The sequence below is a fragment of the Alloalcanivorax marinus genome (assembly GCF_016906305.1).
Taxonomy (GTDB): domain Bacteria; phylum Pseudomonadota; class Gammaproteobacteria; order Pseudomonadales; family Alcanivoracaceae; genus Alloalcanivorax; species Alloalcanivorax marinus.
In genome coordinates this window covers 1-20,557 of record NZ_JADDOL010000007.1, presented here as the reverse complement: position 1 = coordinate 20,557, position 20,557 = coordinate 1, and the positions used below count along the sequence as shown (strand labels likewise).

The 20,557-nt window shown below is 64.2% G+C and carries 19 protein-coding genes and 1 tRNA gene; 7 read left to right on the top strand and 13 right to left on the bottom strand.

All coding sequences use genetic code 11. From position 1 onward, the window contains the following. The first annotated feature begins 51 nt into the window (after positions 1 to 51). The gene (locus IM760_RS07915; protein ID WP_239549694.1) at positions 52 to 2,835 is read left to right on the top strand and encodes a PKD domain-containing protein; all 2,784 of its coding nucleotides are present in this window, start codon (positions 52 to 54) and stop codon (positions 2,833 to 2,835) included. A 92-nt stretch (positions 2,836 to 2,927) separates the two neighbouring features. Further along, entirely contained in the window at positions 2,928 to 3,845 is a 918-nt protein-coding gene (locus IM760_RS07910) for a GTPase family protein (RefSeq protein WP_204428136.1), read from the top strand. A 153-nt stretch (positions 3,846 to 3,998) separates the two neighbouring features. On the opposite strand, the gene IM760_RS07905 is transcribed toward IM760_RS07910, so the two are convergent. From IM760_RS07905 to IM760_RS07895, 3 genes are all read right to left on the bottom strand, one after another. Beyond that, positions 3,999 to 4,214, bottom strand: a complete 216-nt coding sequence (locus IM760_RS07905) for an AlpA family phage regulatory protein (protein ID WP_239549693.1) — start codon at positions 4,212 to 4,214, stop codon at positions 3,999 to 4,001. 48 nt (positions 4,215 to 4,262) lie between these two features. Beyond that, positions 4,263 to 4,829 carry an inovirus Gp2 family protein gene (locus IM760_RS19120; protein ID WP_420838121.1) on the bottom strand — a complete coding sequence of 189 codons (567 nt, stop codon included), beginning with the start codon at positions 4,827 to 4,829 and terminating at the stop codon, positions 4,263 to 4,265. 348 nt (positions 4,830 to 5,177) lie between these two features. After that, positions 5,178 to 6,554: a helix-turn-helix domain-containing protein gene (locus tag IM760_RS07895; protein ID WP_204428132.1), complete on the bottom strand. Its 1,377-nt coding sequence runs from the start codon at positions 6,552 to 6,554 to the stop codon at positions 5,178 to 5,180. Between the two features lie 407 nt (positions 6,555 to 6,961). Between IM760_RS07895 and IM760_RS07890 the strand changes: the two genes are divergently transcribed. Then, the gene (locus IM760_RS07890; protein WP_204428131.1) at positions 6,962 to 7,486 is read left to right on the top strand and encodes a hypothetical protein; all 525 of its coding nucleotides are present in this window, start codon (positions 6,962 to 6,964) and stop codon (positions 7,484 to 7,486) included. Positions 7,487 to 7,496: 10 nt separating this feature from the next. Here IM760_RS07890 and IM760_RS07885 read toward each other — a convergent pair whose 3' ends face one another. Further along, positions 7,497 to 8,846, bottom strand: a complete 1,350-nt coding sequence (locus IM760_RS07885; RefSeq protein WP_204428130.1) for a tyrosine-type recombinase/integrase — start codon at positions 8,844 to 8,846, stop codon at positions 7,497 to 7,499. A gap of 305 nt (positions 8,847 to 9,151) precedes the next feature. Here IM760_RS07885 and mutS point away from each other — a divergent pair, with 305 nt between their 5' ends. Together mutS and fdxA are read left to right on the top strand one after the other, a co-directional pair. Beyond that, positions 9,152 to 11,677: a DNA mismatch repair protein MutS gene (gene mutS, locus IM760_RS07880; RefSeq protein ID WP_239549692.1), complete on the top strand. Its 2,526-nt coding sequence runs from the start codon at positions 9,152 to 9,154 to the stop codon at positions 11,675 to 11,677. A gap of 203 nt (positions 11,678 to 11,880) precedes the next feature. Beyond that, positions 11,881 to 12,210 (top strand): ferredoxin FdxA, encoded by a 330-nt coding sequence (fdxA, locus tag IM760_RS07875; protein ID WP_204428128.1) that lies wholly within the window; start codon positions 11,881 to 11,883, stop codon positions 12,208 to 12,210. 575 nt (positions 12,211 to 12,785) lie between these two features. On the opposite strand, the gene IM760_RS07870 is transcribed toward fdxA, so the two are convergent. From IM760_RS07870 to IM760_RS07840, 7 genes are all read right to left on the bottom strand, one after another. Next, entirely contained in the window at positions 12,786 to 13,130 is a 345-nt protein-coding gene (locus tag IM760_RS07870; RefSeq protein ID WP_228234228.1) for an Hpt domain-containing protein, read from the bottom strand. A gap of 119 nt (positions 13,131 to 13,249) precedes the next feature. Beyond that, complete coding sequence (locus tag IM760_RS07865) at positions 13,250 to 13,909, bottom strand: TIGR04282 family arsenosugar biosynthesis glycosyltransferase (protein WP_204428127.1); 660 nt, start codon at positions 13,907 to 13,909, stop codon at positions 13,250 to 13,252. Between the two features lie 2 nt (positions 13,910 to 13,911). Then, positions 13,912 to 14,619: a TIGR04283 family arsenosugar biosynthesis glycosyltransferase gene (locus IM760_RS07860; RefSeq protein ID WP_204428126.1), complete on the bottom strand. Its 708-nt coding sequence runs from the start codon at positions 14,617 to 14,619 to the stop codon at positions 13,912 to 13,914. Next, positions 14,616 to 15,578 carry an arsenosugar biosynthesis radical SAM (seleno)protein ArsS gene (gene arsS, locus IM760_RS07855; RefSeq protein WP_204428124.1) on the bottom strand — a complete coding sequence of 321 codons (963 nt, stop codon included), beginning with the start codon at positions 15,576 to 15,578 and terminating at the stop codon, positions 14,616 to 14,618. The genes IM760_RS07860 and arsS overlap by 4 nt, the downstream gene beginning before the upstream one ends. A gap of 119 nt (positions 15,579 to 15,697) precedes the next feature. Then, entirely contained in the window at positions 15,698 to 15,919 is a 222-nt protein-coding gene (locus tag IM760_RS07850; RefSeq protein ID WP_204428122.1) for a hypothetical protein, read from the bottom strand. Positions 15,920 to 16,018: 99 nt separating this feature from the next. Continuing rightward, positions 16,019 to 16,249: a hypothetical protein gene (locus IM760_RS07845; RefSeq protein ID WP_204428120.1), complete on the bottom strand. Its 231-nt coding sequence runs from the start codon at positions 16,247 to 16,249 to the stop codon at positions 16,019 to 16,021. A 94-nt stretch (positions 16,250 to 16,343) separates the two neighbouring features. Next, positions 16,344 to 16,420: transfer RNA gene (locus IM760_RS07840), tRNA-Arg, on the bottom strand. 233 nt (positions 16,421 to 16,653) lie between these two features. On the opposite strand from IM760_RS07840, the gene IM760_RS07835 reads away from it, so the two are divergent. Continuing rightward, positions 16,654 to 16,833: a PLD nuclease N-terminal domain-containing protein gene (locus IM760_RS07835; RefSeq protein WP_204428118.1), complete on the top strand. Its 180-nt coding sequence runs from the start codon at positions 16,654 to 16,656 to the stop codon at positions 16,831 to 16,833. A gap of 17 nt (positions 16,834 to 16,850) precedes the next feature. Here IM760_RS07835 and IM760_RS07830 read toward each other — a convergent pair whose 3' ends face one another. Both IM760_RS07830 and IM760_RS07825 read right to left on the bottom strand, forming a co-directional pair. Beyond that, complete coding sequence (locus IM760_RS07830; RefSeq protein WP_204428117.1) at positions 16,851 to 17,339, bottom strand: hypothetical protein; 489 nt, start codon at positions 17,337 to 17,339, stop codon at positions 16,851 to 16,853. Between the two features lie 25 nt (positions 17,340 to 17,364). Then, entirely contained in the window at positions 17,365 to 18,816 is a 1,452-nt protein-coding gene (locus tag IM760_RS07825) for a phospholipase D-like domain-containing protein (RefSeq protein WP_204428115.1), read from the bottom strand. Positions 18,817 to 19,133: 317 nt separating this feature from the next. Here IM760_RS07825 and IM760_RS07820 point away from each other — a divergent pair, with 317 nt between their 5' ends. Next, complete coding sequence (locus IM760_RS07820) at positions 19,134 to 20,489, top strand: KamA family radical SAM protein (RefSeq protein WP_204428113.1); 1,356 nt, start codon at positions 19,134 to 19,136, stop codon at positions 20,487 to 20,489. Positions 20,490 to 20,557 lie beyond the last annotated feature (68 nt).

Here is a 20,557-nt window from a genome sequence, read left to right as displayed (position 1 = left end):
GCCCAGGCCACGACGGAGCACCCAGACCCAATACAAAATGGAGTAAGAACAATGATTCGAAGGATCGGTTACGGCGTGCTCGCCGGCCTTATCTTGAGTGGTTGTGGCGGTGGAGGCGGCTCGGACTCGCCGGCCGTGGATTCCGGCGGACCCGGCGCCGGCAACACTGCCCCGGTGGCCCAGGTCGGCCCCGCCCAGAACGTTAAGGTGGGCGATACCGTAATTCTGGATGGCAGCGGCAGCCGCGACGCCGACGGTGATCCCCTTACCTACCAGTGGGAGCTGGCAACGCTGCCCGATGGCAGCACCGCCAATCTGTCCGATATCACCAGCACCAAGCCCCGCTTTCAGGCGGATGCGACCGGGCGCTATGTGGCCACCCTGGTGGTGAGCGACGGTGAGCTGAACAGCGAGCCGGCCTCCGTCGAGGTCACGGCCTCCATTCAGAACAGCGCTCCGATGGCCAATGCCGGCCCGGGCCAGAATGTCGCTACCGGCGACCTTGTCCGTCTGGATGGCCGGTCCAGCAGCGATGCCGATGGCGACCCTTTGAGCTACCAGTGGTCTTTCGTGGCCACGCCGGTGGGAAGTAGCGCCGAGCTGCAAGACGCGGCGAGCGTTGAGCCCTCCTTTACCCCGGATCTGGACGGCGAATACCGCCTCGCCCTGGTGGTCAGTGACGGTTTGATCGAGAGCGATGCCGACGAGGTGGTGATCACGGCCACCACCGCCAACAGCACGCCCATAGCCAATGCTGGCGCGGACCAGAACGCGATGGCGGGCAGTACGGTAACCCTGGACGGCGCCGCCAGCACCGACGCGGATAACGACGAGCTGTCCTATCAATGGCGCTTCGTCTCCCGCCCGGCCGACAGCGCCGCCGCGCTCACCGGTGCCGACACCGCGCGCCCCAGCTTCGAGGCGGACCAGGCCGGTGATTATGTGATCGAGCTGATCGTCAACGATGGCAGCGAAGACAGCGCGCCGGACAATGTGGTGGTGACCGTGGCGGCGGCCAACGCCGTGCCGGTGGCGGACGCGGGCAACGATCAGGCCGTGGTGGCCGGTGACAGTGTCACCTTGGACGGGGCGGCAAGCGCCGACGCCGACGGCGACTCGCTGACCTACCAGTGGCGGTTCGTTTCCGTGCCGGACGCCAGCCAGGCCGCCTTGCAGGGCGAGGAGACGGTCGCGCCGACGTTTCATGCGGACCTGCCGGGCAGCTATGTCATCAGCCTGGTGGTGAGCGATGGAGAGGCGACCAGCGAATCGTCCCGGGTGACGGTCACCGCCACCGAGCGTAACGCCGCGCCGATGGCCGATGCCGGCGCCGATCAGGAGGTGATCGAGGGCGCCACCGTGCGTCTCGACGGGTCCGCCAGTTCCGACGCCAACGACGATGAGCTGTCCTTCCAGTGGCGGTTCGTCAGCCGGCCCGCCGGCAGCGGCGCGACCCTGACGCGCGCCAACGGGGTAACGCCGGAATTCGTCGCCGATTTGCCCGGCACTTTTGTGCTTGAGCTGGTGGTCAACGACGGCGAGCTCGACAGCGCGCCGGCCACGGTGACGGTCACCGTGACCCGGGCCAACGTCAAACCGGTGGCCGATGCGGGTCCGGACCAGTCGGTGGTGGAGGGCGATATCGTGCTGCTGGATGGCAGCGGCAGCAGCGACCCGGATGGCGATTCTCTGTCTTATCGCTGGCGCTTCATTTCCACGCCCGATGGCAGCGCGGCGATGCTGTCCGATGAGGTCGCCCCGGCCCCCAACTTCACCGCCGACCTGCCGGGCACCTATGTGGTGGGCTTGATCGTCGGCGATGGCGAGCTGGACAGCATCGAGGACCGTGTGACGGTGGTGGCCGCCGAGGCCAATGCCGCGCCGGTGGCCGACGCCGGCCGCGATGTGAACGCCCTAACCGGCACGCTGGTGACGCTGGACGGCTCCGCCAGCTCCGACGCCAACGGCGATGCCCTGACCTACCAATGGCGGTTCGTGTCCCGGCCCGACGGCAGCACCACGGCGTTGGTGGATGCGAGCACGGCATCGCCGTCGTTCACACCGGACCTGGACGGCACCTATGTGCTGGAGCTGGTGGTTAACGATGGCGAGCTGGACAGCGCGGGCGACCGCGTTCAGGTCGTCGCCGAGACCGTCAACAACGCGCCGGTGGCCGATGCCGGACCGAATCAGACCGTCTACACCGGCAACCGTGTGGAACTGGATGGTAGCGGTTCCTACGACCCGGAAGGCGATGCGCTGAGCTACGCCTGGTCGACGAGCAGCCTGCCCATCGGCAGTGCCGTGACACTGGTGGACGCGACCACGGTGCGGCCGTCTCTCACGCCGGACCAGGCCGGGGACTACGTCATCAAGCTGACCGTCAACGACGGCGAGAAGACCAGCCAGGAGGACACGGTCCGCATCACCGCCCTGCAGCCCGACCTGGCCATGGAGCAGTACGACGAAGGCAGCGCCTTCGACCCGCCGCGCTGGTACAACGTGGGCCTGCCCTACAGCAGCGGTAGCAGCCTCAACCGTACCTGCAGCGGTTCGTGCGGGACCGTTGAACTGGCCCGCTTCCGCCTGGAAGCCAAGGGCCGCAGCTACACCCTGCGCAACGTCCGGGTCACCCGCCTCAGCGGCACCCTGCCACCGGGCCTCAACCCGCGCTTCTCCGGTCTGGTCAGCGACGACACCGTCGAAGCCGGCGAGACGCGGACCTTCAGCTTGCTGGTGGAGAACGTCAACGCCTCGGTGCAGCTCGACTTCGCCTTCGAGGTGGACGGGACCGGTGAGACCTTCAGTAGCCGCTACACCTTGAATTTCCGTTAACCCCCTGGCCGCCCCCTTGCGCAATGCAAGGGGGTTCGGCCGCTACACCCCGCCAATCGGGACTTTCTACCTTAAGACAAGGATTTTGAACGATGGACGAGAATAACGCGGCCGATCTGCCGGGCGACGCCGAGGACGCACTGCCCGACCCGCAGGACATCAGCCACAAAAAGGAAATCCGCGACTTCATTCAGCGGGAGATAAAACGTATTCGCACCTATACACCCAAGATCGGTGTATTCGGCACTACCGGAGTCGGCAAATCCAGCCTCTGCAATGCCCTGTTCGGCCGCGAGATCGCCGAGGTCAGCGATGTGGCCGCCTGCACCCGCAACCCCCAGGAGGTGCTGGTCACCGACGACGAAGGCGGCGGCCTGATCCTGGTGGACGTACCCGGTGTGGGGGAGAACCTGGAGCGGGATAAGGAGTACATCGAGCTCTATCAGCACCTGGCCCCTGAACTCGACCTGATCCTCTGGGCCATCAAGGCCGACGACCGCGCCTACGCCTCCGCCGTGCAGGCCTACCGCACCGCCATCCGACCCCATGAGGCCAAATGCCCGGTGGTTTTCGTGATTACCCAGGCGGACAAGATTGAACCGTGCCGCGAGTGGGACGTGCAACGCCGCCAACCCAGTGGGCGTCAAAAGCACAACCTGGAAATCAAGAAACAGCACATCGCCCGGGAATTTGATCTGGCAGGCACCCAGCTGGTGGCGGTGTCCGCCGAGGAAAACTACAACCTGGATCTGTTGGTGAGCACCATCGTCGAGGTTCTCCCCAATGACAAGAAGGCCTCCCTGGTTCGCGAGGCCAAGGAGGAGAACGTCTCCGATGAGACCATTGCCGCCTCCGAAACCGGCATCCTGGACTACCTGGCGGAGAAGATCGGCGCGGGCTTTGATTACGCCAAGGAATTCTTGACCGACTTCGTCGTTGAGACCGCCGTCCGCTACGGCTCCAGAATCTCTAGGATCGTCGTCGATTGGATTGCCAAGAAACAGTGGTAACGCCTTCCTCCCAATCTCCGCCCTAAAGCGGACCGGGATATCTAAGAAACGGACAAGGAGGGTGCATTATCGATAGAAAGTAACCAACACACTACATCACAGCGACCCAAGCGAAAGCCCGTCACTGCCCTATCGGCGGTCGGCGGGCTTTTTTCATGCCGGCAGGCTCTCTTCTTCCCCCGCCAGTTTCCGGTCCCGTTCATCAATACGGTCCTTGATCCACCCCTCCACTTCATGGGAGACCCATCCCACCGAGCGGTTCACCAGCGGCACCGACTTCGGGAATGCGTCATCAGCCATCAATTTGTAGATGGACGACCGCCCCAGGCCCGTGCAGGCCATGACTTCTTCCAATCGCATGATCTTCATTTGCTTTTCCTCATAATCCTACACGGGATGAGGAGCGCCCATTAAAAATTACTGGAATACAGAGGATTGCCGACGGCGGGAACAGCCAAAGCACCTCGCCCCCTGGCCATAAACCTTCGTGCTCGCCTTGGCCAGATAGCTGGCACGCTCGAATATAGCCGCAAACTGGCTGGAATTGTCCGGTCCGTTATTGTTCAAGTAATAGACGCCGTTGCTCGCAAAATGGACGCTGCCGACCACTGTCTCAGGTGGGACGCCCAAGGCATGAGCCCATGCCCGGATGACACAATGCGCCATGCCTGCTCTATACCTGCAATCCCTACCGCCGCCCACTAAGTTTGGGAAATGACCCCAGGAGTGATATGCATCCTTATTGACAAGAATGACCACGTGATAGTGGTTTCGGGTAGATAGGTGCCGTTCAGCCGCCCAGGCGTAACGAACGCGGCAGGGGTGTCTCCGTACCCTCATGGCCATATCCCCTTCCACTTCTCTCTGTAGCTGATGGAAAAACCTTGAGATCGCTGACTCAGGCACAACCGCCAATTCAGGGGGATAGTGCAGGTCAAATCGGAATGCGCAGACTCGATTATAGGCCGACAAGGCCTCCTGCATGGTTTCAAGTAAGCGGTCCAGATACTCACAAATGAAGGGCATGTGGCCAGGACAAAGCGGCCAACCTTTCCAGAACGGGCTATCGGTGAGTGTTAAGTTACGGTTGTCCGGGTGGGGTTCCACTACGATTCTCCTATGCGTCTTCGCATAGGAACCTCAGGGAAACTATTTATTTATTGGTTGAGAGTTCATGACGGTGGTCGATGAAGGGCATGCCATAGACAACAGACGAGTATGTATATACTACTAGACCGACACAAATCACCCGCCGCTCGGAGGCGAGCTCCCTATGGCTAGCGGCCCGGAGAGCCACCACTCCAACCACGCCATCGTACAATTATATTGCCGCTACGGCTGGCTCTCCGCCTCAACCTTGGCTACGTCTCCCTTCAACTCATAGGTGAGCAGTTGAAGGGTGTACCCCCGCATCGGCAGCACGATGATATCCGAGTAACGCGAACCGATACTCCCGATTACCGATTCGAAGCCTTCATCTTTCTCAGCCACCGCGATGGCGCTTATAACCTCCCGAGCCCTTCGCCAAACATGAAGGCAGAACCAACGTACCAATAATGCCCTTCCGCTCTCAAACTTGGCGATCAATGAACCATTGGACAACAATTCCTCCTGTACCGTTGCCAAGAGGAGCCTAGCCGCTTCAGGTTCATCCTCTTTGTCAGCCCCCCAGGCAAGCAGCTGGGTTGGATGCTCATTAACCAGCCAGGTCACATAGGCGCAAGCTTTGAACAGCAGGTACTCTCGAATCTCCGCACGGCGGGGCTCACCAGCGAATACCGTATATAGCGGTGGTGGCTTCTCCTTGCGCTCTTTCTCATCCCTCTGATTCTTCTGGTTCGGTGGTTGCCAGGGATAAGCCGCAGCCTCCGCCTCAATCCATTGATCCGAGTCGCCCCCCTTTGCTTTACCGCCAGCGGCAACCTTCCTTTTTCTCAGAGCTTGGTCGCTCTTACTGTGTACAAACGCTATCGACTCAAGCTCGCCCAAGTCCAGAATGCGGCTCTTAGAGACAGTGCGCGAATAGCCAATGGCGGCTCCGTTCAACACCAGGGCACCCGGCACCTTACCCGGCAGGAACCGCCCGGTCAGACCAGAAACCCTCAACGTGAAGAACCCCAATTGCTCCAGACGGTTAAGATGATTACGAACGCGAGAGAGGGACATCCCCGCTAGCCGAGAGAGGCGACGGAGCCCAGCGTCGTGCACCACCCCTCGCCTATCCGCCACAGACCATAGAATCGCCAACAGCAGCTTGCCCGGAACGGCGAGGCGAGGAGGAGAAAGCTCCTCAGCCTCAGCCGCCACGCGCTCATTGCCGGGCTCAGTACTTTGGCGTAGCTGTATCGTCCGGCACTGAAGAGCCGCGACTGCCTTGTTCGCCTGGCTCACCACCCGTCCACCCGCCGGCGCGCTCGCCAGCTCTGCGCCAAAAGCCCTCTCTAAACGGAACTCCCGTACAGGACGCCCCCGAGTGAATTCACCAAATCGCTCGTCATCCCAATCGTCCCGATAGCACCTCACCAGGTAAGGCTTCTCCCTCTTCGATCGGGGGTCCGCCAGCAGCTCGTCCCTGGCATTGAGAAATGTCTTTCGGCTGATCCCGAATAGTGCCTCCAGCTGCTTAACCTTCAACCTCACCGGAGAGGTTCCGAACGCAAACCACACTCTCGCAAGCAGGTACTTAGCCTCTGGCGATAACTGCGGCATTTCCGTTTCCAGTAACCATATCAAGCCAGCCTGGCTGCCTCCTGGTCCCCATATTTCCAATGACTTACACCTATTAAAAATGGAATTAAAACACGTCACAAATCTAATCTTTGATGTGTAATAATACAATGGAAAATAAGATTTCGGACATCTCGAACCCGACATGTGCATAGGGGGCTACAATGGGAAGGGCATGGCTGGATTGGCTTCAGGTCGAGGACCAAGAACACTGCGAATGGGCCGCCAGGTACCTAGGACAGCGCGGTCATACCGTACCCCCTTCCAACGAGTGGAAGTCATTTGGGCTGCGTCTGAGTGGACTGTTAGCCAATTGGCCACCGCGCGATCACGCCAACCAAGCGCCCCAAGATCCCGCGTACTCTCCCTACCTTATGCTGGAGCTGAGAATGCGCTCCGCGTACTACCAGTGGAAAAAGAGACAGGAAGATAAACACCTCAGCACCTACAACTTACGGATGAGCAAAGATCTACGAACTCTGCTACGCCAACTTGCCACAAAACAGAAGATGACTATCGGCGAGGCTCTTGAGGATCTAGTGCGCCGAGAGAACAGCATGAGCCGGGACTTTAGGGCCGAAATGGACCAGCGCCTTGCAGAAGCAAGCCAGAAAGCGGTTCAGGAAGCGGAGCACAAAGAAGAGTTGCAGAAACAGCGCCTTGAGCAACACCAACGTGTTATCGCTCAGCTAACCGACCGGGCCGCACGATTGGAGCTCCAGGTAGAAGATCCCACCATAGCGGCCCAGACGGACCCAGAAGCGCGCGAAGCGTTCGAGGATTTGGTCGAGGAAAGAGCCCGCAGCATCCGCGAAGAGTATCAGGGCGAGCTATCCAGAATCCCAAAGGCCCGTAGACGCCCCCGAGCCGATTTACCCCGCATTCCTCCACCCCCGGATAACAATACAGCCTGAAAGCCAGCATTTACCGCAGCGTATCCAGATGGTCCGCCCACCGCTGCAACCACTCCCGGCATTCTTCCTCGTAGCCATGCAGGTTATAGGTGCCCTCAATACCCTTCTGGGAGTGCCCCAGGATCGCTTCGGCGACGTCACTGGGGCAGCGCAGCCTCGCCAGGCCGGTACGCACGGAACGCCGCAGGTCGTGCGGCGACCAGTCATTGATCGTCTCCAGCCAGCACTGCTCCGGCCGGAAGGCCCGGTTCTCCTTCACCTTGTCAGGGTTGCGTAGCTGCCATTTGATCTCGGAAAGCGATTTCTGCTGGATCGGCAGGCCTGTTCGCGAGGAAGGAAAGAGATAGGGGCTACCGTTGGCCGGGAGCTGGCGGAGGAAGGCCACGGCCTGGCGGGAGAGTTGGACGTATCGCTCGGCGTTGTTCTTGGACTCGCGCAGGTGCCAAGTGCCGTTGTCCAGGTCCATATCCCGCCATTCCGCCTGGCATACCTCTCCGGTCCGGCAGCCGGTCCACAGGGTCAGGAAGAGGACATCTTTCTGCGTGGCGGAGAACCCGGAGCCAGGCAGCCAAGCCAGTACCGCCTTGAGCTCGTTGTCGGACAGCACCCGCTTGCCCTTCTGCGGGGTCAGCCGCACTCGGCTCTGTCGCAGACTTCCCCTGGCCAACAGCGCTGGATTGGCGAAGTCGTCCGGGAAGCGGTCCAGCCCTATAGCGTACTCGTAGGCGGCGGTCAGCTCACGCAGCACGTTCCCGGCCTGCACGTTAGCACCACGATCCAGGATTTCCTTCACCATGGCCACCACATCCTTGCGAGTCAGGGAACCGGCACTACGGCGCCCCAGCACGCGGACAGGGTCGTTGTAGAGGGTACGCCGGGTCTCAGCCTGGCCTTTGGGCTTACGCGCCCCGGGGAGCCGCTTACGCTCGCCGGTGCGGGAATCGACGACCACCCTGTCCTCGATCACCTCGGACAGATAGAGCTCAACCAAGTCGGCTACGGTGAAGCGCTCGGCCTGTTCCTGCCGCTCACGTTCACGCTCCTCCTCTTCAGCGCGCCGGCGCAGGCGGGTCCGTTCCGCTTTCGGGCAGACACCGCTGGCGCGCAGGGCCTTCAGCTCCGCCAGTTTCATACGTGCCTCGGTGAGCGTCATCGCCGGATAGTTTCCCAGCTTTACCTGGGTAAGCTTGCCCGTCTCCGGGCTCTTGTAGCGATAGATGAAGGCTCGCACGCCGGTGGAGCCACAGGTGACTCTGAGACCCGTGTTCTCACCGACATCGGTCTTGTCCGCGTCGCCCGGGCGCATGGTCTCCACCGCTCGGGCCGATAGAGGCTTGGTGTTGCGTTTGTTATGCTCCATCTTTCGCTCTCACTTCGCTGGTCGTGTTCAGGCAGCCCACCTAGCCCTTTCCGTGGTGGGCGCGCGGTAGTACGTGTAGGTTTCCCTGGATTGTCCGCCCCCGGAATGTCCCTGCCGAGCCTCAGCTTCAAACCTACATCAAAACCTACACCCAGTCATGCGCTTCCCACGGATTCCCACGGACGCAGACGGACCAGCGCAGATTACGAGACACAACACAAGCTACTGATTTATCTGGCAATAATTGGCCAGAATCAAGGAAAAACGCTGATATGCCTAAGGAAGATCTTTCCGGACACACCCCTATGATGAAGCAGTATCTCGGCCTGAAGGCCGAGCATCCGGATCAGTTGCTGTTCTACCGGATGGGGGATTTTTACGAGCTGTTTTTCGGTGATGCGCAGAAGGCGGCGCGGTTGCTGGACATCACCCTGACCCAGCGCGGGCAGAGCAACGGCAAGCCGATTCCCATGGCGGGGATTCCGTATCACGCGGCGGAGGGGTATCTGGCGCGGTTGGTGAAGCTGGGCGAGTCGGTGGTGATTTGCGAGCAGATCGGCGATCCGGCGCTGGCCAAGGGGCCGGTGGAGCGCAAGGTGGTGCGGATCGTGACGCCGGGGACGGTGAGCGATGAGGCGTTGCTGGAGGAGCGGCGGGACACCTTGCTGTGCGCCCTGTTCGAGGACGGGTCCGCGGTGGGGGCGGCCAGTCTGGATCTGGCCGCCGGGCGGTTCGTGGTGACCCGGGTGGAGGGGCACGAGCAGTTGCAGGCGTTGCTGGAGCGCTGGCAGCCGGCGGAGTTGCTGGTGTGCGAGGACCATGGTTTGCCGGTGGTGCTGGTGGAGCGCGCCGGGTGCCGCAAGCGGCCGCCGTGGGAGTTCGACGGCGAGGCGGCATTGCGGCAGTTGTGCAAGCAGTTCGGGGTGCAGGATCTGTCCGGGTTCGGGCAGCCGCCGGCGGTGGCGGTGGCCGCCGCCGGTGCCCTGTTGCAGTACGCCCGGGATACTCAGCGCAGCAGCCTGCCCCATGTGACCGGGCTGGCCCTGGAGGCGTTCGACGATGGGGTGGCCATGGACGCGGCCACGCGCCGCAATCTGGAGCTCACCGAGACGCTCAACGGCGACGAGTCGCCGACCCTGGCCTGGGTGCTGGACAGCACCGAGACGGCCATGGGCGCGCGGTTGCTGAAGCGCTGGATTCACCGGCCGTTGCGCGACCGGGCGGTGCTCGGCGACCGCCAGCGGCGGGTGGCGGCGCTGCGCGACGGCTGGCGGTTCGAGGCGGTGCGCGAGGTGCTGGACCGGATCGGCGATATGGAGCGGATTCTGGGTCGGGTGGCGTTGCGCTCGGCGCGGCCGCGGGATCTGACCCGCCTGCGCGCCAGCCTGGAGGCGCTGCCGGCGTTGCACGCGGCGTTGCCGGACGACGAGGCGTTCGCGGCGCTGCACGATCGGCTGGGGGAGTTTCCCGAGCAGGCGGCGCTGCTGGCGGAGGCGGTGATCGAGAACCCGCCCATGCTGATCCGCGACGGCGGCGTGATCGCCGAAGGCTACAGCGCCGAGCTGGACGAGCTGCGTTCGATCAGCGAGAACGCCGGCCAGGTGCTGGTGGACATCGAGACCCGGGAGCGCGAGCGCACCGGCTTCTCCACCCTGCGGGTGAAGTACAACCGGGTGCACGGCTACTACATCGAGCTGTCCCGCCGCGAGGCGGACAACGCGCCCATGGATTACCAGCGCCGCCAGACCCTGAAGAACGCGGAGCGCTTTATCACCCCGGAACTCAAGGAGTTCGAGGACAAGGCGTTGTCCGCGTCGAGCAAGGCGTTGACCCTGGAGAAACGGCTTTACGAGCAGCTGATCGAGACCCTGGCGTCACAGCTGGCCGGGCTGCAGCGCAGCGCCGCGGCGGTGGCCGAGCTGGACGTGCTGGCCGCCTTCGCCGAGCGCGCCGAGGCGCTGGGCTGGGTGCAGCCGCATCTGGTGGAAGAGCCGGTGGTGGAGATCGTCGACGGTCGCCACCCGGTGGTGGAGCAGGTGCTGGACGATGCCTTCGTGCCCAACAGCCTGCATCTGGACGACCAGCGCCGCATGGTGATCATCACCGGCCCGAACATGGGCGGTAAGTCCACCTATATGCGCCAGACCGCCCTGGTCGCCCTGCTCGCCCATATCGGCAGCGCGGTGCCGGCGGCCAGCGCCCGGGTGGGCAAGCTGGACCGCATCTTTACCCGCATCGGTTCCTCCGACGATCTGGCCGGCGGCCGCTCCACCTTCATGGTGGAGATGTCGGAGACCGCCAATATTCTCAACAACGCCACCCGTGAAAGCCTGGTGCTGATGGACGAGATCGGCCGTGGCACCAGCACCTTCGACGGGCTCAGCCTGGCGTGGGCGGCGGCGGAGCATCTGGCGCTTAATCTGAAGGCATTCACCCTGTTCGCCACTCATTATTTCGAGCTGACCCAGTTGCCGGAGCAGTTGCCCGGGGTTTATAACGCCCACCTGACCGCCAGCGAGCACGATAACCGCATCGTCTTTCTGCACCGGGTGCAGGAGGGGCCGGCCAGCCGCAGCTATGGGTTACAGGTGGCGCAGCTGGCCGGGGTGCCGGCGGGAGTGATCCGCCGCGCCACCGACAAACTGGCGGAGCTGGAACAGGGCGAGCGACCCAAGTCGGCGCCCCCCGCCCCGGCCACGGCGCCGGCCCAGGCGGATCTGTTCGGCGCGCCCAGCGCCGTGGAGAAGGCCCTGGCGGACATCGACCCGGACGAGCTGACCCCCCGGCAGGCGTTGGAGCGGTTGTACGCGCTTAAGGCGTTGAAGGAATGATTTCGCGGCGTTTCGCGGCTGAAGCCGCTGCCGCCGGCGTTGATCGGGCGGTGCAGGCGTTATATCCATATGCGTTCGCGGACCGGTTGCGGCGCTTGCCTGAAGCTGGCAGTCCGGTAGACTAGCGCCGCCCCCAAGTCGCATGGCGTCGGCGCGACGCCGGCGCGGAACGAGACGAGAACACCCCTGGCGAGGACAGGCTAATGACGTTCGTAGTAGGTGAAAACTGCATCAAGTGCAAACACACGGACTGCGTGGAAGTATGCCCCGTGGATTGCTTCTATGAAGGCCCCAATTTCCTGGTTATTCACCCGGACGAGTGCATCGACTGCGCGCTGTGCGAGCCGGAGTGCCCGGTGAACGCGATCTTCTCCGAGGACGAATTGCCGGAGGATCAGCAGGACTTCCTGGAAATCAATGCGGAGCTGGCCGAGAAGTGGCCGAACATCACCGAGATGAAGGATTCGCCGGAGGACGCCGAGGAGTGGGATGGCGTGCCCAACAAGCGTGACAAGCTGATTCGCGAATGGTGATTCGGTGAACCGGTAATTCGGTAGCCGGAAACGAGAAAGGGCGGCATCCTGCCGCCCTTTTGCGTCGAGTTGTCCTTACCCGATTGCGCTCACCTGGACTTCCGTGTCCGCCTTCCTTAGCCATTCCCTGTGCTCTGATTTCCCTGAACACGGGAGACACTATAGCAACCCGTTTCCGCGCCGCGGGTTAAACATCCATAAAATCTGGGCCCGAAAAACCACCGAAAAAGTGATAGCTCTTTGGAATCAATCGCTTAGAGAAAGGCGTGAGGTAACGAAGAGACAAAAACGCACGTAAGAATGGTACAAATGCTTACAGCCTTGTAAGATATCTCTTACAAATTCCGATCAACGGGCGGTACGGATCCCCCGTTCGTCGTCGACGGCGGGCTACAGATTGCCGCCACACTATCGCCAACTTTTACAATCGCTCACCGGTTTTTACAGCACCCGGGGGTGATGGTCGGTAGCATTTAACACATCAACAGGTATCCCCCCAAGGCGCTAGAAATAGCGCTCACAACCCCCCCTCTTCCACCCCCTTTGGAAGAGGGGTTTTTTTTGGGGCCTGCTTTTCAGGCGGGTTGCGCGCCGAGGGCCTGGCAGGATTCCTCGAAAGCCTGTTCCAGCGCCGCCAGCCGGTCGCCGGCGGCGTCCACCTGATCGTCCCGGGCCAGTTGTTCCATTTCCAGACAAAGCGCCGACACTCGCTGGGCGCCCAGATTGCCACTGCTGCCCTTGAAGCTGTGCGCCTGCTGGCGCACCCCTTCCGCGTGGCCTTCGCGGATCGCCTGCTGGAGGGCGTCGAGCCGCTGGCGGCCGTCCTGACGATAGGATTCCACCAGGGTTTCGAAATCGCCGCCCATGATATCGCGCAGTTCGGCGATCACGCCGTCGTTGAGCACCGCTGGCTCTTGCATGTGTCACTCCCTTGAATGCGGGGGGCGCGCCCGGACACCGGGACGCACCGCCATGGTTCCCGAGTATACGGCCAAAAAATCACCAGCTCATCGTCGGCGTCCCAAGGAGTGGGACGATTTCAGGGAAGTACGCCCAACTGGCGGGCCCGGGCCACGTCTTCCGGGTGATCCACATCCCAGAGCGGCGGCAGCACCGCCACGCCGGTTTCGTCGTCTTGGGAAAGGTCGTTGAGCGCCACGTCGTTGAGCGCCACCAGGGTATCGGCCAGGGCATAGGCGCCGCCCAGGCGCACCCGGTTGAACCGGTCCGGCCGCCAGACCGTGGCGTCGCTGCCGCCGATCAGCACGAACCCTCCGTCTTCGCTGGCGCCCAGCACCACACGGCGGCGGCGCAGGTGATCGTCGGCCAGGGCCAGGTAGGTTTGATCCAGCACCGGACAATCGCAGCCCACCAGCAGCACCCGGGGTGCCTGGCTCAGGCCTTCGGCCAGAGCCCGGGCCATGCGCTCGCCCAGGTCGGCGCCGCGCTGGCGGCCCACGGTCAGCCCCAGCGCCTCGGCGCGACGGGCCAGGGCCGGGTCGTCCCGGTCCAGCATCAGCCGGGCCGGGCCCGGGTGGCCGGCGGCCACGGTCAGGGTGCGGTCCAGCAGGCGCTGGTACACCGCCAGGGCGCCCTGGTCGCCCAGGGCCGGGGCCAGCCGGGTCTTCACCTCGCCCAGGCGCGGCGCCCGGGCGAACACCATCAGCAGGGTGTCGGAACGCGGGTCCGGCGCGCCCATGGTCAGCGCGTGCCGGTGTGCGGTTGACGGTAATGGTGGCGGTAATAGTCCCGGTGCAGACGCGCCGGATCCTCACCGCGCCAGTAGCGCCAGCGCAGCTGCCACATCAGCAAGGTGGTGCGCAGCACGCCGTTCTCTTCCCAGCGGCGGCTGTCCGCCACCAGACGCGGGCGCAGGCACACCGGCCGGGCGCGGCCGCGCAGGCGGGTACTCAGGGCCACGTCCTCCATCAGCGGCTGCAGCGGAAAGCCGCCCAGCTCCAGAAACAGTTCGCGGCGCACGAAGATGCCCTGGTCGCCGGTGGCGATGCCGGTCCAGCGCGAGCGCAGGTTCATGGCGTGGCCGATCACCGGGAACAGACGGTGATCACCGGAAAGGCGCACGTCGAAGCGGCCCCACTGGGCGTCCTCGGGCAGCGCCCGCAGCGCCGCCAGGTGGCCGCGCTTGACCCTGCCGCAGTCGGCGTGCAGAAACCACAGCCAGTCGCCCTTGGCGCGCTCCGCGCCCAGGTTCATCTGGCGGGCCCGGCCCCGGTCGCAGTGCAGCACCAGGTCGGCGTGCTCGCGGGCGATCAGCGGGCTGCCGTCTTCGCTGCCGCCGTCCACCACGATGATTTCGTCCTGCTCGCCCAGGCGCTCGCGCAGACCAGCGAGAAAATCGTCCAGGCACCGGGCTTCGTCGAGCACCGGGACCACCACGCTCACACTCATTCCAGGGCTCCTCCGCAACTGCTGCCGGCGCCGGCGGTGCAGCCAAAACAGTGGTCGGCCACGAACACCGCCTCGCCGTCCTTATCCGCCGCCAGCAGCTCGCCGAGATGGGGGTGGCGTGGGCCGCCGCCCTGGGGCAGATCCAGCATCTGGTTGAAATCGCAATCGTAGAGATAGCCGCGATAATCCACGCTGAGCGTGTCGCGGCACATCACCGCGTCCAGGTTAGCGGTATTGTGGTTGTCGCGCAGCAGTTGCATGTAGTCGTTGAAGGCGCCCTGGGCCAGCAGCACCGCGCCGAAGCGGCTGATCGGCATATTGGTGATGGTCAGCAGCCGGTTGAAACGAACGCCGAAGCGCTCGTCCAGTTCGCGTTTGTAGTCCGCCTCCAGGGCGGCCTGGGGCGGCGGCAGGTGGGCGCCCACCGGGTTGTACACCAGGTCCAGCGGCAGGGCGTCATCGTCGCCGTAGCCGGCGGCGTTGAGCCGGCGGATGGCCTCGATGCTGCCCTGATAGACGCCCTTGCCGCGTTGCTGGTTGACGTTGTCTTCCAGATAGCACGGCAGCGAGGCGACGATCTGCACGCCCTGCTCCGCCAGAAAGGCGGGCAGGTCCTCGTAGCCGGGCTCCAGCACGATGGTCAGATTGCAGCGGTCGATCACGGTGACGCCCCGGGCACGGGCGGCGCGCACCAGATCGCGAAAGTGGGGATTCATTTCCGGAGCGCCGCCGGTCAGGTCCAGCACCCGCACCTGACCCTGGTCGAGCACGGCGATCACCTGGTCCACCACCTCCCGGCTCATCTGCTCGGTGCGGGTGGGCCCGGCGTTCACGTGGCAGTGCACGCAGCTCAGGTTGCAGAGGTACCCCAGATTGACCTGCAGAATACGAGTGCGCCGCCGCCGCACCGGCGGAAAGTCGGTGCCGCTGCGCAGCAGCAGAGGCCGGGTGTCTTTCATGGCGGGCTCCTCCGGGTGGGTGGCGATCCTGGGCGTATGGAACCATGGATGCACGATCGGAGGGAACGTTACGTCAAAAGCCGTCCCGGCGCGAACCGGATCGGATCAGCCAGACTGGATCAAAGCGTCACGCCGGCGTCGGGTACCGGCAGGGCCAGTTCGCTGGCGATCAGGCGGTGCACTTCCTGGTGGCTCAGCTTGTCGACTTCGCCGTGGCGGCGGGCCTCATCGATAAAGGCGCGGACGTCGTCGGCGAACACGCCGTACGGGTCGGCGATCGCGTCCACATCGTCCGGGTTGCTGCTGTCGAACCGCTTGCTGAGAAAGGTGAAGCCGATCATGACGCGACCTCCTGGGTGGTGCCAGGAGAATGAGGCCGGTCACGTCATTTTCACGTGAAAGTCGTTGACCTTCTTTCAGAAAATTTCACATCACCCGGATCAGGCCGCCGCGTAGCCCCGGGGCAACGGCAGTGCCAGCTCGCTGGCCACCAGTTGATGCACCGCCTGATGGGTCAGATGGTCGATCTCGTCCACCGAGCGGAGCTCGTCGATAAACGCCCGCACCTGCTCGCTGTGGTCACCGTACTGCCGGGCCAGGCGCTCCACTTCCCGCTGATCGGTGCTGTTGAAGAACCGGCCGCGTCGCGGGTTCAAGGTGCTGACGTTCATGAGACTTCACCACTGCTGTCTGGGATGCGGCAAAGCATGCCGCGAGCGGCGGGCGGTGTCTGTAAAGGTGGGTAAATTCGGATCGGTCGGAAGATGGCGCCCCGAGCAGGAATTGAACCTGCGACCTAGCGCTTAGGAGGCGCTTGCTCTATCCGACTGAGCTACCGGGGCATTTTTAAACTGTCATTGTATGTGCAAGTTCATCGCACTTGGGCTGGAGCAAGCACTCTTTATGCGGCCCTTGCTCGCCCTTCGGGCTTCAGCTTCGCGGCGGTCCATTGTAATGATTCGGTGGGGGGACGCCAGTCCGGGGCTTTACCGGCTTTTACCTTGCGGCGCTGGACCGGGGGGCGGGGGCGGGCTAGCGTCGGAGGGGTTGTTCAATCACACCTAGGGAGCGGGACATGAGCAAGATCATCAGTCTGATCATTCTGGTGCTGGATATTCTGGCCATCATCAAGATCGTGCAGTCCGGTGCCAGCACCGGCGAGAAAATTCTGTGGGTGATTCTGGTGCTGGTGCTGCCGGTCATCGGCCTGATCATCTGGGCGTTGCTGGGCCCGGGCGGGCCCGCCAAGAAGTGACCGGCCGCCGCCGGCGCTCAGCCGCCGGCGGCGTTCAGCAGGGCCCGGTTGTCCTGGCTGATCAGCCAGAACAGCACGCTGGCCAGGGACACCATCACGAACTGCATGTGTTGTTTGCGGCCGCGCAGCCAGGCTTCCGGCCAGTGCTCGCGGACCGCCCCCACCTTCTCCAGCCCGAACAGCATCATCACCGCCACCGCCATCAGCGGCACCGACAGCCAGGCCGGCAGGAACGGCGTGGCCGTAGCCATCACCAGCAGCAGACTCGCCGCCGGCGCCAGGGTGCGACCCTCCCGGGCCAGTTCCGCGCCGAAGTAGAGTCCGGTCTGCAGCAGCACGTACAGGGCCGCCAGCAGCGGCACGATGTCCAGCCAGGGCCGGGCGGTGACCGGGTCGGGCAGCCAGATGGCGGAGGCCACCGCCACCACCACGAAGCCGTGCAGAAATTGCAGTCGGGAAAGCGTCACCAGAGCATCCGGCAGTTCCGGGGCACGGGGCAGGCGCATAGGGTCTCGGGTCCTTGTCGGTGGGTCAGAGATAGGGTTCGAGCATGTGAGCCAGGGCGTTGCGGACGTGGCGCCAGCGCGCCATGGCGCGGAAGTCGGCGTCGGCCAGCGGACGGGCCCGGGCCAGTTTGCGGTCGATCAGGGCGTTGGCGTCGGCCGCCAGGGGGTCATCATAGCATTCCAGGTCGAACTCGAAATTCAGACGCAGGCTGCGGGCATCCCAGTTGCCGGAGCCGAGCTGTACCCAGTGGCCGTCCACGGTGAACAGCTTGGTGTGGTCGAAGGGCGGCGCCGAGGCGTGGATTTCCGCACCTTCCTTGGCCAGCCATTTGAGCGCGTGCAGGCTGGCCCATTGCACCAGCCGCAGGTTGTTCTTCTCCGGCACCAGGATCACCACCCGCACGCCACGCAGGATCGCCAGCTGCAGACTGGCCAGCAGGGTCTGACCGGGCACGAAGTACGGCGTCACCAGGCGGATTTCCCGTTCGGCGGCGCCGATGGCGGCCTGTATGGTCAGGCGGCGCTTGTCGAAGTCGGCGTCCGGGCCGGTGTTGACGCCGCGGGCCTGCACCGTGCCCAGGTCCATGTCGCCGGCAAAGTTGTCGTTCAGTTCTTCCCGGCAGGTAAAGGCCCAATCGGCGGCGAAGCTGAGCAGCAGGTGGGCCACCGCCGGGCCTTCCACCCGGGCGTGCAGGTCCTGGATGGTGGCCGGCTCGGCCACATAGCCGGCGCGCACGTTCATGCCGCCGGTGAAGCCCAGGGCCCGGTCCACCACCATCAGTTTGCGGTGGTTGCGCAGGTTCATATAGGGCATGCGCCAGGGCGCGATGGAATACAAAAACCGCTGCACCGACACACCCTGGCGGCGCAGCCGGAAGGTGATCGGCGGCAGGGAATACAGGGCGCCCACCCCGTCCAGCAGCACCCGCACCCGCACGCCGCGCCGGTGGGCCCGCGCCAGGGCGTCGGCCAGGGGGCGGCCGGCGGCGTCGTTGCCGAAGATATAGGTGGCCAGATAGACGCTTTCGGTGGCGTTATCCACCGCCCGCACCATGGCGTCGAGGGCCTCCGGTGCTTCCATCAGCGTGACCCGGTTGCCGCCGGTGAGGGGCAGCCGGGTGAGCCGGCCCACCAGCCGCGCCAGCACCTGCAGGCGGTCGGTCTGCAGGGGCGTGCCCTGTTCCTGGCCGGCGCGCAGGGCGGCGTCGATGCCGCCGCCGGTGAGCTGCCGGGCGCGGCGCTGGATACGGTTGACGCCCAGCATCAGGTACAGGGCGGCCCCCAGAAACGGCACCAGCCAGACCAGCCCGGTCCAGGCCGCCGCGGCGCGGGCGTCGCGTTTGTGCTGGGCCACATGCAGCGTGACCATCACCGCCAGAGTGATGCCGACCACCCCGGCGACCGCCGGCCAGAAGCTGTACAGCCAGGCCAGAGCGTGCTCCAACGGCGCCGCCAGCCTGATGATCAAATCCTGCATGGATCCCTCCCTGATGACGGGGAGAAACATAACACGGATGGCGTCGTTGCGGTCCGTCGCGTTTTTGCGCTTTGCCGGGGTGGACCGTAGAATACGCCGCCTCGAAGGCCGGCCCGCCGCCCTTCGATACCCGCCGCGTCCCGTTACGCGCCTTTGCTCCGGCCGCTGTTCCGCCGGAGCCACATGGGGCTCCCGGAGCCCGTTTTCCGGCCGGTGTCACCGGCCGTCGTCAGTGATGTACATCCACAACGCTGGTTAAGCGGCCAGTGTACCGGCGCGCGTGTGTCGACGCCGGCACATGATCAGGAGCGAAAACCATGTCAAACGCCAACAAGATCATCCCCCTGCGCGAACAGCCGCGAGCGGAGCAATGGGAACCCCGCCGGTTCAAGGTGTTCACCGCGCGCCAACTGGACAAGATCGAACCGCTGCAACGCCTGGACGAGGACACCCGGTTCGCCATGCGGGTGGTGGCCAGCGTGCTGCCGTTTCGCGTCAACGAGTACGTGATCGAGGAACTGATCGACTGGGACCGGGTGCCCGACGACCCCATCTACCAGCTCACCTTTCCGCAAAAGGACATGCTCGCTCCGGAGCATTTCGAGCGCGTGGCGGCGGCCCTGCGCGGCGGCGACAAGGCGGAGATCGACGCCACCGTGGCGGCGGTGCGCGAGGCGCTCAACCCGCACCCGGCCGGCCAGATGGAACACAATATTCCGGAAGTGGACGGCGAGAAGATCGACGGCATTCAGCACAAGTACAACGAAACCGTGCTGTTCTTTCCCAGCCAGGGCCAGGTGTGCCACAGCTACTGCACCTTCTGTTTTCGCTGGGCCCAGTTCATCGGCGACAACGACCTGAAGATCGCCACCAAGGAAGCCGGCCAGCTCAAGAAGTACGTCCAGGCCCACCCGGAAATCACCGACATTCTGATCACCGGCGGCGACCCGCTGGTGATGAAAACCAAAAACCTGCGCGCCCATATCGAGCCGCTGCTGGAACTGGAGCAGGTGCGCACCATCCGCATCGGTTCCAAGGCACTGACCTTCTGGCCGCAGCGCTTCGTGTCCGACGCCGACGCGGACGATCTGCTGGCCCTGTTCCGCGAAGTGCGCGCCGCCGGCAAGCATCTGGCGCTGATGGCCCACTACAATCACTGGCGGGAAATGGAACCGGCCATCGCCCGGGAAGCGATCCGCCGGGTGCGCGAGACCGGCGCCCAGATCCGCGCCCAGGGCCCGCTGCTGGCGCACATCAACGACAACGCCGAGGACTGGGCACGGCTGTGGCAGACCCAGGTGGAACTGGGCATCGTGCCCTACTACATGTTCGTGGAGCGCGACACCGGCGCCCGCCACTATTTCGAAGTGCCCCTGGCCCGCGCCTGGGAGATCTACCGGGACGCCATGCAGCAGGTCTCCGGCCTGGCGCGCACCGCCCGCGGCCCGAGCATGTCCAGCCACCCGGGCAAGGTGGAGATCCAGGGCGTCACCGAGATCCATGGCGAGAAGGTGTTCGTGCTGCGCCTGATCCAGGGCCGCAACGCGGACTGGGTGCAGCGGCCGTTCTTCGCCAAATACAATCCCGACGCCACCTGGCTCAACCACCTGGAGCCGGCCCTCGGCGAAGACCGCTTCTTCTTCGAGGAGGAACTGGCGGCGCTGGAAAACTGAGCCCGCGCCAAGCCGCTCCTTGTGTCTCTCCGCAGGGAGATGATTAGCTACCATCCCCTGTCAGCCCG

Coding starts and splice junctions, on each gene's coding strand:
- IM760_RS07865 (WP_204428127.1), bottom strand. CDS start 13,909: ATGGGCGCGCCGGACCCGCGTTCCGACACCCTGCTGATGGTGTTCGCC.
- IM760_RS07860 (WP_204428126.1), bottom strand. CDS start 14,619: ATGAGTGTGAGCGTGGTGGTCCCGGTGCTCGACGAAGCCCGGTGCCTG.
- IM760_RS07825 (WP_204428115.1), bottom strand. CDS start 18,816: ATGCAGGATTTGATCATCAGGCTGGCGGCGCCGTTGGAGCACGCTCTG.
- IM760_RS07870 (WP_228234228.1), bottom strand. CDS start 13,130: ATGCAAGAGCCAGCGGTGCTCAACGACGGCGTGATCGCCGAACTGCGC.
- IM760_RS07905 (WP_239549693.1), bottom strand. CDS start 4,214: ATGAAGATCATGCGATTGGAAGAAGTCATGGCCTGCACGGGCCTGGGG.
- arsS (WP_204428124.1), bottom strand. CDS start 15,578: ATGAAAGACACCCGGCCTCTGCTGCTGCGCAGCGGCACCGACTTTCCG.
- IM760_RS07915 (WP_239549694.1), top strand. CDS start 52: ATGATTCGAAGGATCGGTTACGGCGTGCTCGCCGGCCTTATCTTGAGT.
- IM760_RS07910 (WP_204428136.1), top strand. CDS start 2,928: ATGGACGAGAATAACGCGGCCGATCTGCCGGGCGACGCCGAGGACGCA.
- IM760_RS07830 (WP_204428117.1), bottom strand. CDS start 17,339: ATGCGCCTGCCCCGTGCCCCGGAACTGCCGGATGCTCTGGTGACGCTT.
- IM760_RS07885 (WP_204428130.1), bottom strand. CDS start 8,846: ATGGAGCATAACAAACGCAACACCAAGCCTCTATCGGCCCGAGCGGTG.
- IM760_RS07835 (WP_204428118.1), top strand. CDS start 16,654: ATGAGCAAGATCATCAGTCTGATCATTCTGGTGCTGGATATTCTGGCC.
- mutS (WP_239549692.1), top strand. CDS start 9,152: ATGATGAAGCAGTATCTCGGCCTGAAGGCCGAGCATCCGGATCAGTTG.
- IM760_RS07895 (WP_204428132.1), bottom strand. CDS start 6,554: ATGCCGCAGTTATCGCCAGAGGCTAAGTACCTGCTTGCGAGAGTGTGG.
- fdxA (WP_204428128.1), top strand. CDS start 11,881: ATGACGTTCGTAGTAGGTGAAAACTGCATCAAGTGCAAACACACGGAC.
- IM760_RS07845 (WP_204428120.1), bottom strand. CDS start 16,249: ATGAACGTCAGCACCTTGAACCCGCGACGCGGCCGGTTCTTCAACAGC.
- IM760_RS07850 (WP_204428122.1), bottom strand. CDS start 15,919: ATGATCGGCTTCACCTTTCTCAGCAAGCGGTTCGACAGCAGCAACCCG.
- IM760_RS19120 (WP_420838121.1), bottom strand. CDS start 4,829: ATGCAGGAGGCCTTGTCGGCCTATAATCGAGTCTGCGCATTCCGATTT.
- IM760_RS07820 (WP_204428113.1), top strand. CDS start 19,134: ATGTCAAACGCCAACAAGATCATCCCCCTGCGCGAACAGCCGCGAGCG.
- IM760_RS07890 (WP_204428131.1), top strand. CDS start 6,962: ATGCGCTCCGCGTACTACCAGTGGAAAAAGAGACAGGAAGATAAACAC.